The 15,333-nt window shown below is 74.5% G+C and carries 10 protein-coding genes and 3 tRNA genes; 1 reads left to right on the top strand and 12 read right to left on the bottom strand.

Annotation, left to right across the window (positions count from 1 at the left end; translation table 11 throughout):
* Positions 1 to 118: 118 nt before the first annotated feature.
* From ACWGJO_RS37595 to ACWGJO_RS37560, 8 genes are all read right to left on the bottom strand, one after another.
* Positions 119 to 2,770 carry a ComEC/Rec2 family competence protein gene (locus ACWGJO_RS37595; RefSeq protein WP_452190147.1) on the bottom strand — a complete coding sequence of 884 codons (2,652 nt, stop codon included), beginning with the start codon at positions 2,768 to 2,770 and terminating at the stop codon, positions 119 to 121.
* Positions 2,771 to 2,827: 57 nt separating this feature from the next.
* Positions 2,828 to 3,823 carry a helix-hairpin-helix domain-containing protein gene (locus tag ACWGJO_RS37590; protein WP_452190146.1) on the bottom strand — a complete coding sequence of 332 codons (996 nt, stop codon included), beginning with the start codon at positions 3,821 to 3,823 and terminating at the stop codon, positions 2,828 to 2,830.
* Positions 3,824 to 3,999: 176 nt separating this feature from the next.
* A complete protein-coding gene (locus tag ACWGJO_RS37585; RefSeq protein ID WP_452190145.1) occupies positions 4,000 to 4,845 on the bottom strand; it encodes a DegV family protein in 846 nt (281 codons plus the stop codon).
* An 83-nt stretch (positions 4,846 to 4,928) separates the two neighbouring features.
* Positions 4,929 to 5,711: a hypothetical protein gene (locus ACWGJO_RS37580; RefSeq protein WP_452190144.1), complete on the bottom strand. Its 783-nt coding sequence runs from the start codon at positions 5,709 to 5,711 to the stop codon at positions 4,929 to 4,931.
* Between the two features lie 417 nt (positions 5,712 to 6,128).
* Positions 6,129 to 9,014, bottom strand: coding sequence for a leucine--tRNA ligase (gene leuS, locus ACWGJO_RS37575; protein WP_452190143.1), 2,886 nt, complete (start codon positions 9,012 to 9,014; stop codon positions 6,129 to 6,131).
* Positions 9,015 to 9,423: 409 nt separating this feature from the next.
* Entirely contained in the window at positions 9,424 to 10,719 is a 1,296-nt protein-coding gene (locus ACWGJO_RS37570; RefSeq protein ID WP_359910979.1) for a hypothetical protein, read from the bottom strand.
* Positions 10,720 to 10,817: 98 nt separating this feature from the next.
* Positions 10,818 to 10,890: transfer RNA gene (locus ACWGJO_RS37565), tRNA-Ala, on the bottom strand.
* Positions 10,891 to 11,195: 305 nt separating this feature from the next.
* Positions 11,196 to 12,635 carry an MFS transporter gene (locus ACWGJO_RS37560; protein WP_452190142.1) on the bottom strand — a complete coding sequence of 480 codons (1,440 nt, stop codon included), beginning with the start codon at positions 12,633 to 12,635 and terminating at the stop codon, positions 11,196 to 11,198.
* Positions 12,636 to 12,737: 102 nt separating this feature from the next.
* Between ACWGJO_RS37560 and ACWGJO_RS37555 the strand changes: the two genes are divergently transcribed.
* On the top strand, positions 12,738 to 13,637 hold the full coding sequence (locus ACWGJO_RS37555) for a helix-turn-helix transcriptional regulator (RefSeq protein WP_452190141.1): 900 nt from the start codon (positions 12,738 to 12,740) through the stop codon (positions 13,635 to 13,637).
* A gap of 64 nt (positions 13,638 to 13,701) precedes the next feature.
* Here ACWGJO_RS37555 and ACWGJO_RS37550 read toward each other — a convergent pair.
* The 4 genes from ACWGJO_RS37550 to rsfS all read right to left on the bottom strand — a co-directional run bounded on the left by ACWGJO_RS37550 (position 13,702) and on the right by rsfS (position 15,162).
* Positions 13,702 to 13,774 (bottom strand) — tRNA-Ala (locus ACWGJO_RS37550).
* A gap of 43 nt (positions 13,775 to 13,817) precedes the next feature.
* Positions 13,818 to 13,890: transfer RNA gene (locus ACWGJO_RS37545), tRNA-Ala, on the bottom strand.
* 163 nt (positions 13,891 to 14,053) lie between these two features.
* Entirely contained in the window at positions 14,054 to 14,704 is a 651-nt protein-coding gene (locus ACWGJO_RS37540; RefSeq protein ID WP_452190148.1) for a histidine phosphatase family protein, read from the bottom strand.
* Entirely contained in the window at positions 14,701 to 15,162 is a 462-nt protein-coding gene (gene rsfS, locus ACWGJO_RS37535) for a ribosome silencing factor (RefSeq protein ID WP_452190140.1), read from the bottom strand. The genes ACWGJO_RS37540 and rsfS overlap by 4 nt, the downstream gene beginning before the upstream one ends.
* Between the last annotated feature and the right edge of the window lie 171 nt (positions 15,163 to 15,333).

Here is a 15,333-nt window from a genome sequence, read left to right as displayed (position 1 = left end):
GGGCTGGGCCCGGAGCGCGCCGGAACGTTTCTGCTGGCTTTGCGCCGCTCCTCCTCCCACCACCCCCTTCTACTTTCCATGCCCCCACGCAATTGGTGGGAGGAGGAGAGCGCGGGGGTCAGGTGGGCGGGGCTCGGGGGGTGCCCGGGGTCTGCTCGGGATGGGCGTGGGGTGCGGGGCCGTGCCCGTGAGCGCCACCGGTCCCGGCGTGGGTACCGGGGCGGCGGGCCGTGTGGGCGGGCCGGGGGTGGACGGCGACGCCGAGGGTGGCCGGGGAGTCGCCCGTCACCGCGATGTCCCCTTCCCGGTCGGTGCGCAGCACGGTGGCGCCGAGTGCGCGCAGATGGTCGACCGTCCTCGGGGACGGGTGACCGTACGGGTTGCCCTCGCCGCAGGAGACGAGGGCCAGCCAGGGCCGCAAGGCACCCGCCAAGTCCCAGTCCTGGTGGGCCGATCCGTGATGCGCCACCTTCACGACATCGGCCTTCCCCATCCGGCCCAGCAGTGCCGACTGGGCCTGCGGTTCGAGATCGCCGAGCAGTGCCATCCGTAGTCCTCCTGCCAGTGCCACCATCAAGGCGACGCTTGCGTTGTTCGGGCCCGGCGCCTCGACCGCCGAGCCGGGGACGGGCCACACCACGTCCCAGGCCAACCCGGCGCCGACCGACCGCCGTTCACCTCGACCGGCTCTCAGCAGCGGGAGGCCCGCGCCTGCCGCCCAGCCCGCCACCCGGGCGGCCTCGCCCGGTGGATCGTCCAAGGTGGTGCCCTCGACCGCGCCGACCCTGCGGCCACGCAGTACCCCCGGCACTCCCTCGACGTGGTCGGCGTGGAAGTGCGTCAGCAGCAGTAAGGGAATCGTCGTGATGCCGAGGTCGCGCAGGCATCTGTCCGCGGCGTTCGGATCCGGCCCGGCGTCGATCACCACCGCGCTGTCCGGCGCCCCCGCCGCCAGGGCCAGCATGTCTCCCTGTCCGACGTCGCACATCACCAGCCGCCACCCCGGTGGCGGCCAGCCGGTGGCGATCCGGGTGAGCTGCGGCGGGCGCAGCAGCACCGCCAGCAGGACCGCCGTCAGCGCCCCCGTCACCAGGGCCCGTGCCCAGCGCCGCCGCCCGCACGCCGGCAGCGGGCTGTTGGGCTGCGCCCGTCGGGGCAGCAGGAGCGGCGCCGCCCAGCAGCCGGCCAGGACGGCCAGCGCGACCGTCGCCGTCCCGAACCATCCTCCCGGCCAGTCCAGTTGGCCGCCCGGAAGCTCGGCACCACGGCGTGCCACGAAGGAGAGCCAGCCGGCCGGCACTCCGGCCGGTTCCGCGAGCAGGCGGGCCAGGTCCGGAAGGAGCGGCTGCAGGGCGAGCACCCCGAAGCCGAGCAGCGTCGCCGGGGCCACCGCCGGCTCGGCCAGCAGGTTGCAGGGGATGCCGACCAGGCTGATGTGCCCGGACAGCACCACCGTCACCGGCGCGCACAGGGCCTGGGCGGCCGCCGTGGCCGCGAGCGCGCCTGCCAGGTGGTACGGCCAGCAGCGGGCCCGCAGGGCCTCGGCCCAGTGCGGCCCGAGGACGAGCAGCCCGGCGGTGGCGAGCACCGACAGCAGGAAGCCGAACGAGCGTGCCAGGAACGGGTCCAGCAGGATCAGCACCAGGACCGCTCCGGCGAGCGCGGGCACCGCCTTGCGGGGACGGCCGGCGGCCAGGGCCAGCATGCCGATCAGCCCCGTCCCGGCGGCCCGCAGCACGCTGGGCTCGGGCCGGCAGACGGTGACGAAGGCCAGGGTCAGCGCGGTGCCGAGCAGCGCACCGGTGCGCAGTGACAGCCCCAGCAGCGCGGCCAGCCCGTGCCGTTCCGGGGTGCCGGCCTGCCCGGGTGCGCCCAGCAGCGCACCGAGGACGATCGCCAGGTTGGCCCCGCTGACCGCCACCAGGTGGACCAGGTCGGTGGCCCGGAAGGCGTCATCGAGGTCGTCGGGCAGCCGCGAGGTGTCGCCGACCACCAGCCCCGGGAGCAGCCCGCGCGCGTCCGCCGGAAGTCCGTCGGTGGCCGTGCGCAGGCCTTCGCGCAGCCGGCCGGCGATCCGCTGGGGCAGGCTCGGCGGCGCCAGCTGCCGGGGCTGCCCGTGGACGACCAGCAGCGCGGCCGACTCGGTGTCATGCCCCTCCCCCGCCGGCCGCACCTCGGCCTCCGCCGCCAGCCGCTGGGACGGGAGCAGCCGCTGCCAGGGCTCACTCCGCGCCCCTCGGACCATGACCGTCACCGGCGTCCGCGTGCGGGTGCTCCGCCCGTCCGGGAGCGGGGTGACGCGGTCGGCCACCGCCTCGACGGTGAGGAGCGTCTGCCCGGCGGCGGGGCCGCCCCGGGAGGTGTGGGCCTTCGGGTCCCCCGTGATCGTCAGCTCCACCTCCACCACCGGGGACGGCGTTCCCGGCTCGGCGGCCACGGACGCGCGGGCGAGCTCCGGCAGCGGCCCCCGGTGGAGGTCGGAGGTGTGCAGCGGGGTGGCGATCGCGGCCGCCGCGCCGGTGAGCAGGACGGCGGCCAGCGCCGCCGAGGACCCGCGCCGGCGCAGGACCCCCGGCCGGGTGAGCAGCACGACGGCCGCGAGCACGGCAAGACCGGCCGCGGTGAGGGCGAGGGCCTCGTACCCCGGTTCCAGGCCAAGGAGCGCCGCCGTGACCGTCCAGGCCGAGACGGCGGGCAGCAGCAGCCGGAAGTCGGCGCCCGCGGAGCGGGGCGCAGCGGCCGGACCGGCCGGCGTGGTGGCGGCGGACATGGCGGTACCTCCCTTCGGTGGCCGGGGAAGCGGGCGGGGACGACGGCAGTGGTCGCGTCAGAGGGTGAGGAGCGGGCGGAGTTCCGCGTACGTGCGGGCCCCGATGCCGCTGACCTGCCGGAGTTGGTCGAGGGAGCGGAAGGAGCCGTGCGAGGTGCGGTAGGCGAGGATGCGCTGGGCGAGGGTGGGGCCGACGCCGGGAAGGGTGTCGAGCTGTTCGAGCGTGGCGCGGTTGAGGCTGACGGGTGGTCGGGGCGCGGCGGGGCCCGGAGGTCCGCTCCCGCTGCCGACGACGGCCGGGGCGGGGGCGGACCCCGGTTCGCCGACCAGGATCTGCTCACCGTCCGTCAGGACGCGGGCCAGGTTGAGGCTCCTGGTGTCCGTCTCCGGCAGCGGCCCGCCTGCCGCCCGCAGGGCGTCGGCCACCCGGGAGCCGCCGGGAAGGGTGTGCAGGCCGGGGAGGTGGACCCGCCCGCCGATGTCCACCACGACCTCCGCTCCGGTACCGGCGACAGGCCCGGCCCTGGGGTCGACGGCGGAGGCGTCGGCGGGAGCGGGCGGCTCGGCCCCCGCCGGTGCCGCGACGGCCGCCGACGCGGGCACGGCGACCGTCTCCGGCCGGGCCAGCCAGAAGTGCTGTACGGCGTAGCCGACCGCGAACAGCAGCAGGATGGCCAGTCCGGCCACCGCGCGCCGGTCGAGCGCCAACGCCGAGCCGAGCGGGGGGAACGAGGCGAACGAGGGGACTCGCGGACGTGCCCCGGCCTCCAGTGGATCCACAGCGGCACCCGGATCCACAGCGGCACCCGCGTCCGGCGGTGCCGGCACCGCCGCCTGCGACGGCAGCGACGGGCCGCCGGCAGCAGCCTCCCAGCCCCTTGTCGGCGATGCGGCCGACCCCGGGGAGCCCCCGCCGACGCCGCCCTCCGGCCCGTCACCCGTCGGCTCGTCACCCGTCGGCTCGCCACCCGCCGGCAGCAGCGCGGCCATCCGCAGCCGTACCGTCTCGTTGATCGCATGGCGCTTCGCCGCGCCCAGGCTCATGGTCGTCATGCCGAGGACGGTAGGAGTTCTCCGGCGAGCGCGCGGAAGTCAGCCGAACCCTGTGGACAACCCGGGGGTTGTGGATAAAAAGTGTCACTCACAGGAGTGAGCAGGGCTGTCCGAAATTGACCAGCCGGCCGGGCAGCCAACCGGACCGTCCGGCACCGGCAACCCACCCGCACCACTCAGCGCGGCGCGACCACCACCGCCAGCAGCCCCGGCCCGACGTGCGCGCCGATCACCGCCCCCACCTCGCCCACGTACAGCTCCCGCAGCCCCGGCACCCGGGCCCGCAGCCGCTCCGCGAGCGGTTCGGCCCGGTCCTCGGCCGCCAGGTGGTGCACGGTGATGTCGACCTCCTGCTCCCCCGACCGCTCGACCGCGATCTCCTCCAGCCGCGCGATCGCCCGCGACGCCGTCCGCACCTTCTCCAGCGGCTCGATCCGCCCGCCGTCCAGGTGCAGCAGCGGCTTGACCGCCAGGGCCGAGCCGAGCAGCGCGCGCGCCGCCCCGATCCGGCCGCCGCGCCGCAGGTGCTCCAGGGTGTCGACGTAGAAGAACCCGCTGGTCCGGGCCGCCCGCCGCTCGGCCGCCTCGGCCGCCTCCCCCAGGCCCTGCCCGGCCGCGATGGCCTCGGCCGCCGACAGCACCCCGTACCCGAGCGCCATCCCGACCAGCCGGCTGTCCACCACCCGCACCGGTACGGGCGCCTCGGCGGCGGCCAGCCGGGCGGCCTCGACGGTGCCGGACAGTTCGCCGGAGATGTGCACCGAGACGATCCCCTTCGCCCCGGCCTCGGCGGCCGCCCGGTAGGTGGCGGCGAAGGTCTCCGGGTTCGGCCGGGAGGTGGTCACCCGCTGTTTGCCGCGCAGCGCCTCGGCGACGTCCTTCGGGGAGATCTCGACGCCCTCGCTCAGGACCGAGTCACCGACCGCGACGCTCAGCGGGACCACCGTGATCCCGTGCCGGTCGAGGGTCTCCTGCGGCAGATAGGCCGTGGAATCGGTGACAAGCGCGAGGTCGGAGGGCATGAGCCGGAGGTTACTCCCCGCCGGTCCGGGAGGACAGCGCCCGGTCCTGGCACCGGCCGAAGGCCTCGCGCCGCCCCGCCGACTCAGCCCGCCGAGGGCCCCGTCGAAGGTCCGGCCGAGGGCTTGCGCAGCCGCTGCGCCAGCTTGGCCAGCGGATCGGCGAGCCCGAGCAGCTCCTCGGCACTCGCGCGCCCCTTCCCGTCGGTCAGCCGGGCCCGAGCCGTACTTCCGGCCGCGCCGCCGGAACTGCCGGAACCGGCGGAACCCGAAGCACCCGAAGCACCCGAAGCCTTGACGGAGGAAGCACCCCCCGCGGTGTCCCAGTGCCGCAGCGCCCCCGCCTCGCTCTCGCACTCCTGGCTCAGCCGGCTCAGCTCGTCGTCCGCGAACCGCTGCATCCGGTCCTGCGCCGCCCAGCGCATGGTCTCCGCCGAGTGCGTGATCCGCTCGGCCCGCTCGCGCAGCTCGGGCAGCTTGGCGGCGATCCGCGCGGTCTCCGGCTCGCGCTCCAGCATCCGCAGCTCGCCGTCGAGCTCGGCGGCGTGCTCGTCGAGCCGCCTCAGCAGGGCGAGCGACTCGCCGAGCTGGCCGTCCTGCGTGAGGCCGCCCTCCAACACCTGCCGGGTGCCGTCGAGCGAGGTCCGCAGGCGGAGCCGGACGGAGGCGATCTGTGCGGACGGGCCGACCTTGGTGTACGTCTTCGCCTTGAGGGTGGCGGTCTCCACGGCCCGGCGGGCGTTGGCCTCGTGCTTCTCGATCTTCGCACCGACGGCCTTGGCGGCCTTGACCGTGCCGACCACGGCCAGCACCATCACCGCGACCCCGAAGAGCAGGACCAGGCCGATCATCACGCCGAACACGTCCATCGCGCGCCACCTTCCGCCGTCGTTCCGGCCCCCACCGGGCCCAACGCGGGCCGCAATTGCCGAGGGTTCCACGGTAGCCGCCGAAAGCCGTCCGGGGGCAGCCCGAGCGGCCCCCGCGGACGGAGATCAGGGGCAGATCCGGGATCTCCCCGAGGGTCCCCGACCGCCCCGGAAACCCCGCGAGAACCCTCCGGCCCCTGCGCGAAACGCCGGGCGGAAACCGCCGGCGCCTCCGCACAACGCCGGGCGGGAAACCCCTCCGGCCCCCACCTCCCGCAAAACGCCGGGCGGGCGCCCCGAAGGACGCCCGCCCAGCCGCTCCGCGCCCGCTGCCTCGACAGCCGCGCACAGCCGCGCACAGCCGCGCACAGCCGCACTCGATCAAGCACAGCGGCGCTCGATCCAGCTCAGCCGCACTCAACCGGTGACGATGTTCACCAGCTTCGGCGCCCGCGCGATCACCTTCCGCACCTCGGCCCCGCCGATCGCCGCGACGACCGCAGGCTCCGCCAGCGCCAGCGCCTCCAGCTCGGCGTCCGAGATGCCCGGCGCGACCTCCAGCCGCGCCTTGACCTTGCCCTTGATCTGGACCACGCAGGTCACCGTCTCGTCCACCACGTACGCCGGGTCGGCGACCGGGTAGTCGGTGTGCGCCAGCGAGTCGCCGTGGCCCAGCCGGCGCCACAGCTCCTCGGCGATGTGCGGGGCCAGCGGGGCGACCATCAGCACCAGCTGCTCGGCCACCGCCCGCGGCGTGGAGCCGCGCTTGACCAGGTAGTTGTTCAGCTCGATGGCCTTGGCGACGGCCGTGTTGAAGCGCAGCCCGGCCATGTCGCCGCGGATGCCGTCGATCGCCTTGTGCAGGGCGCGCAGCGTCGCCTCGTCGGGCGCGTCGTCGGTGACGACCAGCTCGCCGGTGGTCTCCGAGACGACGTTGCGCCACAGGCGCTGCAGGAAGCGGTACGAGCCGACGACGGCGCGGGTGTCCCACGGGCGGGAGACGTCCAGCGGGCCCATCGACATCTCGTACAGGCGCAGCGTGTCGGCCCCGTACTCGTCGGCGATGTCGTCCGGCGCGACGGCGTTCTTCAGGGACTTGCCCATCTTCCCGGCCTCGCGCTTGACCGGCTCGCCCTGCCAGAAGTACTGGCCGTCGCGCTCCTCGATCTCGGCGGCGGGCACCGGGAAGCCGCGCTCGTCGCGGTAGACGTCGGCGGTGATCATGCCCTGGTTGAACAGCTTGTGGAACGGCTCGACGGACGAGACGTGGCCCAGGTCGTGCAGCACCTTGTGCCAGAAGCGCGCGTACAGCAGGTGCAGCACGGCGTGCTCGGCGCCGCCGACGTACAGGTCGGCGCCACCGGCCGGCTTGGTCTCCGTCGGGCCCAGCCAGTACTTCTCGTTGGCCGGGTCGACGACCGCCGAGGAGTTCGACGGGTCGACGTAGCGCAGCTCGTACCAGCAGGAACCGGCCCAGTTGGGCATGGTGTTGGTCTCGCGGCGGTACTTCCGGACGCCGTCGCCCAGGTCCAGTTCGACGTTGACCCAGGCCTCGTTGCGCGACAGCGGGGTCTCCGGCGAGGAGGCGGCGTCGTACGCGTCGTAGGTGCGCGGCGAGTAGTCGTCGACCTCGGGGACCTCGACCGGCAGCATCGACTCGGGCAGCGCGTGCATGACGCCGTCCTCGTCGTAGACGATCGGGAAGGGCTCGCCCCAGTACCGCTGGCGGCTGAACAGCCAGTCGCGCAGGCGGTAGTTGACGGTGCCCTCGCCGATGCCGCGCTCGGCCAGCCAGGCGGTGACGGCGGCCTTGGCGTCGACGACGCTCAGCCCGTTCAGCGACAGGTCGCCTTCGGAGCGGGCGGAGTTGACGATGACGGAGTCGTAGGTGTCGAACGCGTCGTCCCACTCGGCGGGGTCGGAGCCGCGCCCGTCGGTCGGCTCGACGACGCAGCGCATCGGCAGCGCGAAGGCGCGGGCGAAGGCGAAGTCGCGGTGGTCGTGGGCGGGGACGGCCATGATGGCGCCGGTGCCGTAGCCCATCAGCACGTAGTCGGCGATGAACACCGGCACGGACTCGCCGCTGACCGGGTTGACGGCGTAGGCGCCGGTGAAGACGCCGGTCTTGACCTTGGCCTCGACCTGGCGCTCGACGTCCGACTTGGCGGCGGCCGTGGCGCGGTAGGCGGCGACGGCCTCGGCGGGGGTGGCGGCGCCGCCGGTCCACTCGGCGGGCACGCCCTCGGGCCAGGCGGCGGGGACGATCGAGTCGACCAGGCCGTGCTCGGGGGCCAGCACCATGTAGGTGGCGCCGAACAGGGTGTCGGGCCGGGTGGTGAAGACGGTGATCTTCCCGCCGTCGACGGCGAAGTCGACCCGGGCGCCCTCGGAGCGCCCGATCCAGTTGCGCTGCTGCAGCTTGATGGCCTCGGGCCAGTCCAGCAGGTCCAGGTCCTCGATCAGCCGGTCCGAGTACGCGGTGATGCGCATCATCCACTGGCGCAGGTTGGACTTGAACACCGGGAAGTTGCCGCGCTCGGAGCGGCCGTCCGCGGTGACCTCCTCGTTGGCCAGCACGGTGCCCAGGCCCGGGCACCAGTTGACCGGCACCTCCTTGGCGTAGGCCAGGCGGTACTCGCCCAGCACCTCGTCGCGCTCGGCGACGGACAGCTCGGCCCAGGCGCGCCCGCCCGGCAGCTCGCGCGCGCCGGACTCGAACCGGGCGACCAGCTCGGCGATCGGACGGGCCTTGCGGGCGTCCGCGTCGTACCAGGAGTTGAAGATCTGCAGGAAGATCCACTGGGTCCAGCGGTAGTACTCCGGGTCGATCGTGGAGATCGAGCGGCGCGGGTCGTGGCCCAGGCCCAGCCGGCGCAGCTGCTGGCGCATGTTGGCGATGTTGGCCTCGGTGGAGACCCGCGGGTGGGTGCCGGTCTGCACGGCGTACTGCTCGGCGGGCAGACCGAAGGCGTCGTAGCCCAGCGTGTGCAGCACGTTGTGGCCGGTCATCCGCTGGTAGCGGGCGAAGACGTCGGTGGCGATGTAACCCAGCGGGTGGCCGACGTGCAGGCCCGCGCCCGAGGGGTACGGGAACATGTCCATGATGAAGCTGTGCGGCTTCGCGGTGACGTCGCCGGCCGCCGGGTCCGCCAGCGCACCGGTGGGGTTGGGGGCGTGGAAGGTGCCCTCCTTCTCCCAGATGTCCTGCCAGCGGGACTCGATCTCGGCCGCCAGCGCGGCGCTGTACCGGAACGGCTCGGTCACGGTCTCGGCCGCGCCGGACGCAGGGGTCGTCTCGCTCATGGTCCTTCAAGCTCCATCGATGTCGGTTGGCGAACCGCACAGGCGGCCGGCGCGTGTACCCGGCCCGGGACGGGGTCGGGGGCGGAAAACAAAAAATCCCCTCGCAGGAGGGGACGCCACGCCGACTCCGGCACCGCCCGAGGGCTCAGCCGGTCCTGGTCAGCGCGGCCGGCTAAGGAGCAGGCGCACGGTTCGCATGGGCTCAGGGTACCGCAAGCGGGTCGGCGGGCTGCGGGGCGCGCATGCCTGCGTGCGGCCCCGCACGCAGGCATGCGGGGCCGCACGGGACGGTACGGCGCGCGGGGCCGCACGGGACCGGCACGCAAGGCCGTACGGGACGGGCCCGGAGGGTGGATCCAGGCCCGGACCGCTCGGACCGGGCCGGACCGCGCCGGAGACCCGCAGAGCCCTACCGCGCCGCCGCCCGCCCCGCCGCGTCGAACTCCCGCAGCGCCTTCGCCAGCCGCTCGGACTGCATCCCCGCCGCGAGCGAGCGCGCCAGCGCGGCGGTGCGGGCCGCCTCCCGCTGGTCGCCGAGCCTGCGGTGGGCCTCGGCGAGGCGCACCATGAGCAGCGCCTTGGAACGGGCCCGCCCCGGCCCGAGCCCGGCCACGGCCTCGGCGAGCAGCACCTTCGCCATCCGGTACCCGCCGAGCGCCAGCCGTCCCTCCCCCACCATCCCGGCGACGCCGGCCCGGGTCTCCTCGGCACCGGGCAGGCCGTCCAGTTCGGCGAAGGCCCGGGCGGCGGCCGCCTCGGCCAGCTCGGCCTCGCCCCGGCGGCCGTACGCGCGGGCGAGCCGGCCGTACTGGCGGGCCCGGGCGGTGGGGCCGAGCGCGGCTCCGTGCGTGTCCAGCGCGGTCGCGAGCGCGGAGACGGCGTCCAGTCCGCGCCCGCCGGGGCCCTGGGTGGCGAGGACGACCAGCGCGCCGAGCACCGCGACCCCGAGCCGGGGGTCGCCGCCGACGTGGGCGGCGCGCAGCGCGGCGACGAAGGCACGCTGGGCGGCCGCGTCGTGGCCGAGGTCGTACGCGGCCCAGCCGGCCAGCCGGGCGAGTCTGCTGGCCGTGCCGTACAGCTCGCGGCCGAGCCGTTCGTCGTACGCGCCGAGTTCCAGCAGCTTGGCCAGCATGGCGAGTTCGGCCCGGACGGGGCCGAGGACGAGGCCGCCGCCGCAGGCCCGTTCGAGCTTCTGCTTGCTGCGGTAGGACAGGCCGAGCTCGCCGACCAGCCCGGGTTCGACGCGCAGCGCGCCCTCGCCGCCGCCGACGGGCGGTGGCGGGGAGTCGAGGCGGGCGGCGGCCTGGTCGAGGTCGGCGCTGCGGAACAGGTCGGTGAGGCGGACCGGTCCGGCGTCGGTGGCGGCCTCGCGCAGCGCGGTCTGGGCGGTGTCGGCGGTCCACGGGTCGGTGAGCAGCCGGGGCGAGAGGATCTTGGCGCCGCGGTGGCCGCCCATCCGACCCCAGAGCTGCTCGTAGGTGACGGCGATGCCGAGGGTCCGGCTGAGCACCTCGCAGACCGCCTGGTCGTGCGGGCTGCGCGGCACCATGCCGCGGTCGCGCCACTTGTACGGAGCGGTGGAGCTGATGGCGAGGCCCGGTGGCAGGGCGAGGCTCACCTCGCGGGCGAGCCGTTCCGGACTCCAGCCGAGCTGGTGGAGTATCCGGGCCAGTTCCTCGTTCCGCCTTCGCTCCAGATCGGCCATGGCACGACGGTAGCGGGATTCCGGCCGCCGCGACCGGTGGCGCGGGCAGAACGGCGAAGAGCCGCCTCCCGTTTCCGGGAGGCGGCTCTCGACTGCTGTGGAGCTATGGGGAATTGAACCCCAGACCTCTTGCATGCCATGCAAGCGCTCTACCAACTGAGCTATAGCCCCTTGACCTGCGATGTCACCGTGATTCCCGGTTGTTTCCGGCCGTTTCCCTCGGCGACATCGACTACTTTACACGGTCCTGGGCGTGCTCCTGAAATCCGTTTCCCGAGGTCCGCACCACGCGCCCCGGGAGCCCCGTCCGCGGAGTCCGGGGATGCCCCTTTCCACGCCCCGGGCGTGCGTCTCCCGCCCGGGGCGCACGCCAACCGCGCACGCGCCCTGCTGACGTGCCGACCGCCGACCTCCACCCGCCGACCTCCACCCGCCACCCGCCGACCGCCGACCGCCGACCGCCGACCGCGCCCCCGCTACCGCACCGCCCGCCGGCCGCGCACCGCGAAGCCCGCAGCCACCAGCACCGCCGCGGCGTCGACCAGCAGCGTGGTCCGCAACGCCGCCCCCGACTCGGCGGCCGGCGCCGGCAGGTCGACCTGGCCGAGGAACACCGAGCCCAGCACAGCGACGCCGACCACCTGGCCGAGCTGGATGACCGTCACCAGCACCCCGCTGGCGTCGGCCGCGTCCTCGGGCGCCACCCCCGCGAGCGCCCGAGCGACCAACGGCGCGTACGCGCAGCCGGCGGCCAGGCCGAGCGCGGCCATCTCCACCAGCGGCCCGGCGCCGATCTCCGCCCCGCCGCCGAGCAGCAGCCCGAGCAGCAGGTAGCCACCGCCGAGCAGTACCCCGGCGAGCGCCGGCAGGATCCGGTGCAGCCGGCCGGGCAGCCGGTGCCAGTGCATGCTGGACACGCCGAAGCCGACGGCGACGGGCGCCGAGCAGAGCCCGGCCTTCAGGGCGGTGTGGCCGAGCCCGGCCTGCTGGTGCAGGGCGAAGGCGAACATGAAGCCCGCGAAGGCCGCCATGATCGCGAACAGTCCGGCGGCCGCGGGGCGCAGCCCCGGCGCGCCCAGCACCCGCCCGGAGATCAGCGGCTGTCCGCCGCGCCGGGCGATCCGGCGCTCGACGGCCACGAACAGGCCGAACAGCAGCACACCGGCCGCGATCATCGCCCAGCCCCAGACGGGCCAGCCCAGCTCGTGGCCGAGGACGAGCGGGACCACCAGCAGGCCGAGGGCCGCGCCGAGCACCACCAGGCCGGGGAGGTCGAAGCCCCGGGTGGCGTCACCGGGCAGCCGGGGCAGCAGCCGGGCGCCGGCCGCGAGCAGCACCACGCCGATCGGCACGTTGACCAGGAACACCGGCCGCCAGCCGCTGCCGAACAGGTCGGCGCTGACCAGGACGCCGCCGAGCACCTGGCCGAGGGCCATGCCGCCGGCCAGCACCGCCGCGTAGAGGCCGAGCGCCCGGACCCGGGCGGCGCCGGTGAAGGTGCGCTGCACCAGGCTCATCACCTGGGGCACCATCAGGGCCGAGCCGGCCCCCTGGAGCAGCCGGAAGGCGATCAGCCAGCCCGTGGCCGGGGCGAGGCCGCAGGCCAGCGAGGCGGCGGTGAAGGCGGCCAGGCCGAGCTGGAAGAGCCGGCTGTAGCCGTACCGGGCACCGAGCCGGGCGCCGGTGATGAGCAGGACGGCGTAGGCGATGGTGTAGCCGGCGATGACCAGCTGGAGGGCGGCTCCGGAGGCGCCCAGGTCGGTTCTGATGGTGGGAACCGCGACGTTGACGATGGAGACGTCGAGCACGGCCATGAACTGCCCGCACAGGACGAGTGCGAGGAGCAGCCCGGGCCGTACCGCCGGGGCGCCGGTGGTGTCTGCGGCCGCGCGGGGCCGGGTCTGAAGGTCCGTCATGGCAGCCAGCCTGGCCCCGTACCGGTACTGGTGGTTAGAGCCTGCCGATCCTGGTACCGGCAGCACCTGTATCGGCGGCCCGGGCTGCGGCACCATGGGGCCATGACCGTCCTGGAGGAACTGCCCGCCGCGGCCGGCGGGCGCGACCGCCGCCGTACCGAACTGGCCCGCTTCCTGAAGGCCTGCCGGGCGCGGGTCACCCCCGAGGACGTGGGGCTGCCGCCGGGGCTGCGCCGCCGCACTCCGGGGCTGCGGCGCGAGGAGGTCGCGCAGCTCGCCGGGGTCGGGGTCACCTGGTACACGTGGCTCGAACAGGGCAGGCCGATCAACGCGAGCGAGCAGGTGCTGCTGGCGGTGGCCCGGGCGCTGCGGCTGGACGGCACCGAGCACGACCACCTGTTCCGGCTGGCCGGGGTGTCCGCCTCGGCGCGGGCGCTGCCGTCGGTGCCGGAGCTGTCGCCGTCGATCCAGGTGATCCTGGACTCGCTGGCCCCGCTGCCGGCGGCGGTCTCCAACACCCGGTTCGACGTGCTGGGCTTCAACGGCCCGTACCGCTCGATGTTCGGCACCGACCGGATGCGCCCGTCGTGCGGGGTGGTGTTCAACAGCCTCTGGTGCATGCTGACCGCCCCGCCGTGCTGCAACCCGTGCGAGAACCGGGAGGAGACCCTGCCGCGGATGGTGGCGGTGCTGCGCTCGGCGTACGGCAAGCACGTGGGCGAGCCGGCCTGGGAGGCGCACGTGCAGCGGATGTCGGCGCGCAGCGAGCTGTTCCGGGAGCTGTGGGACCGCCAGGAGGTCGCACCGCCGGAGCCCTGGCTGCGGGTGTTCCGCCACCCGGAGGTCGGGGTGCTGCGGCTGAACGCCACCTATCTGACGATGCCGGGCGTGCCCGAGTGCTACATCGTGGTGTACCTGCCGGCCGGTCCGGAGGACCGGGAGCGGGTGGAGCGGCTCGACTCGTTGCCGCCGGGCGGCTGGAGCCACACCTGCGAAGCCTGAGGCCGGCCGGGCCCGGAACGCCGGAAGGCCGCCACCCCTTGGGTGACGGCCTTCCGAACTGCTGTGGAGCTATGGGGAATTGAACCCCAGACCTCTTGCATGCCATGCAAGCGCTCTACCAACTGAGCTATAGCCCCGCGACACGGGCGACCCTGGCTGACCACGACCGCCGATGCGGAGTGGAGCTATGGGGAATTGAACCCCAGACCTCTTGCATGCCATGCAAGCGCTCTACCAACTGAGCTATAGCCCCGCACTCACCGGATCTCCCGCTTCCCTTCCGGGCCGCGTTCCTTCCCTGCGAACGAGGAAGACTCTAGCTGGTCAGGGCCGGAACTGCGAAATCCGCTCCCTCCGGACCCCGGCCGAGGGCCCCGAGAGGCCCCCGGCCCCGGTGCCGCCCGCACCGGTACCGCTCAGGTGTCGTCGCCGATGACCGGCTGCGGGAGCGTGCCCGCGTTGTGCTCCAGCAGGCGCCAGCCGCGCGTGCCCAGGCCGAGCACCGACCAGCAGCAGTTGGACAGTCCGCCGAAGCGCTCCCACCGGGAGGGCTCCAGGTCGAGCAGCCGCCCGAGCATGGTGCGGATCGTCCCGCCGTGGCTGACCACGACCAGCGTGCCGTTCTCCGGGAGCTTGCCGACGGCCTCCAGGACCACCGGCACCGAGCGGTCGGCGACCTCGGTGGCAAGCTCGCCGCCGCCCCCGCGCCGCACCGGCTCGCCGGCCGCCCAGGCCTCGTACTCCTCCGGGAAGCGCTCGCGGATCTCGGCGTTGGTCAGGCCCTGCCAGGAGCCCGCGAAGGTCTCCCGCAGGCCCTCGTGGTGCTGCACGTCCAGCCCGGTGATCTCGGCCAGCTCCGCGGCGGTGCGCCGGGCCCGCTCGAGGTCCGAGGAGATCAGCAGGTCGGGACGGAGCCCGGAGAGCAGCCGGGCCGCCCGCTGGGCCTGCAGGACGCCCTGGCCGGTCAGCTCGATGTCCGTGGTGCCCTGGAAACGCGATTCGAGGTTCCAGGAGGTCTGGCCGTGCCGCCAGAAGACGATGCGCGGGCCGCGCGCGCCGCGGCTCAGTGCAGATCCTCGGGCTTGCCGAAGTCGTCGGCGGGCGCGACGGCGTTGCCGGCCTCGTCGGTGTGGGCGGCGTCCGGGCGGTTGCGCGAGGCCACGGCGTCCTCGGGCAGCGGCAGCTCGGGGCAGTCCTTCCAGAGGCGGTCCAGCGAGTAGAAGGAGCGCTCCTCGGAGTGCTGGACGTGCACGACGATGTCCAGGTAGTCGAGCAGGATCCAGCGGCCCTCGCGCTCGCCCTCGCGGCGCACCGGCTTGATGTCCAGCTGCTCGCGCAGCTGGTCCTCGATCTCCTCGGCGATCGAGCGGACCTGGCGGTCGTTGTTCGCGGAGGCGATCAGGAAGGCGTCGGTGATCGACAGCACCTCACTGACGTCGAAGGCGATGATGTTGTGCGCGAGCTTGTCGGCCGCCGCCTGCGCGGCGACGGTGATGAGCTGCTGGCTGTGGTCGGTGACGGTCACGGTGTTCTTCCGGCTCGGCGGCTTGGGGTGCCCCGGCTCAGGGCCGGGGTCGCCTTCCAGGATCTCACGCCGCCCGGGCGGAAGCTCAGGCCGGAGACTGTCTCGTAAACGCAACGGACGCTCCACACGATCTGGGAGGGGTAGCGCTCGGGGGTCGCCGTATCAGTAAAT

The organism is Kitasatospora sp. NPDC054795, from assembly GCF_053611565.1.
This window is presented reverse-complemented; position numbering and strand designations above follow the sequence as displayed.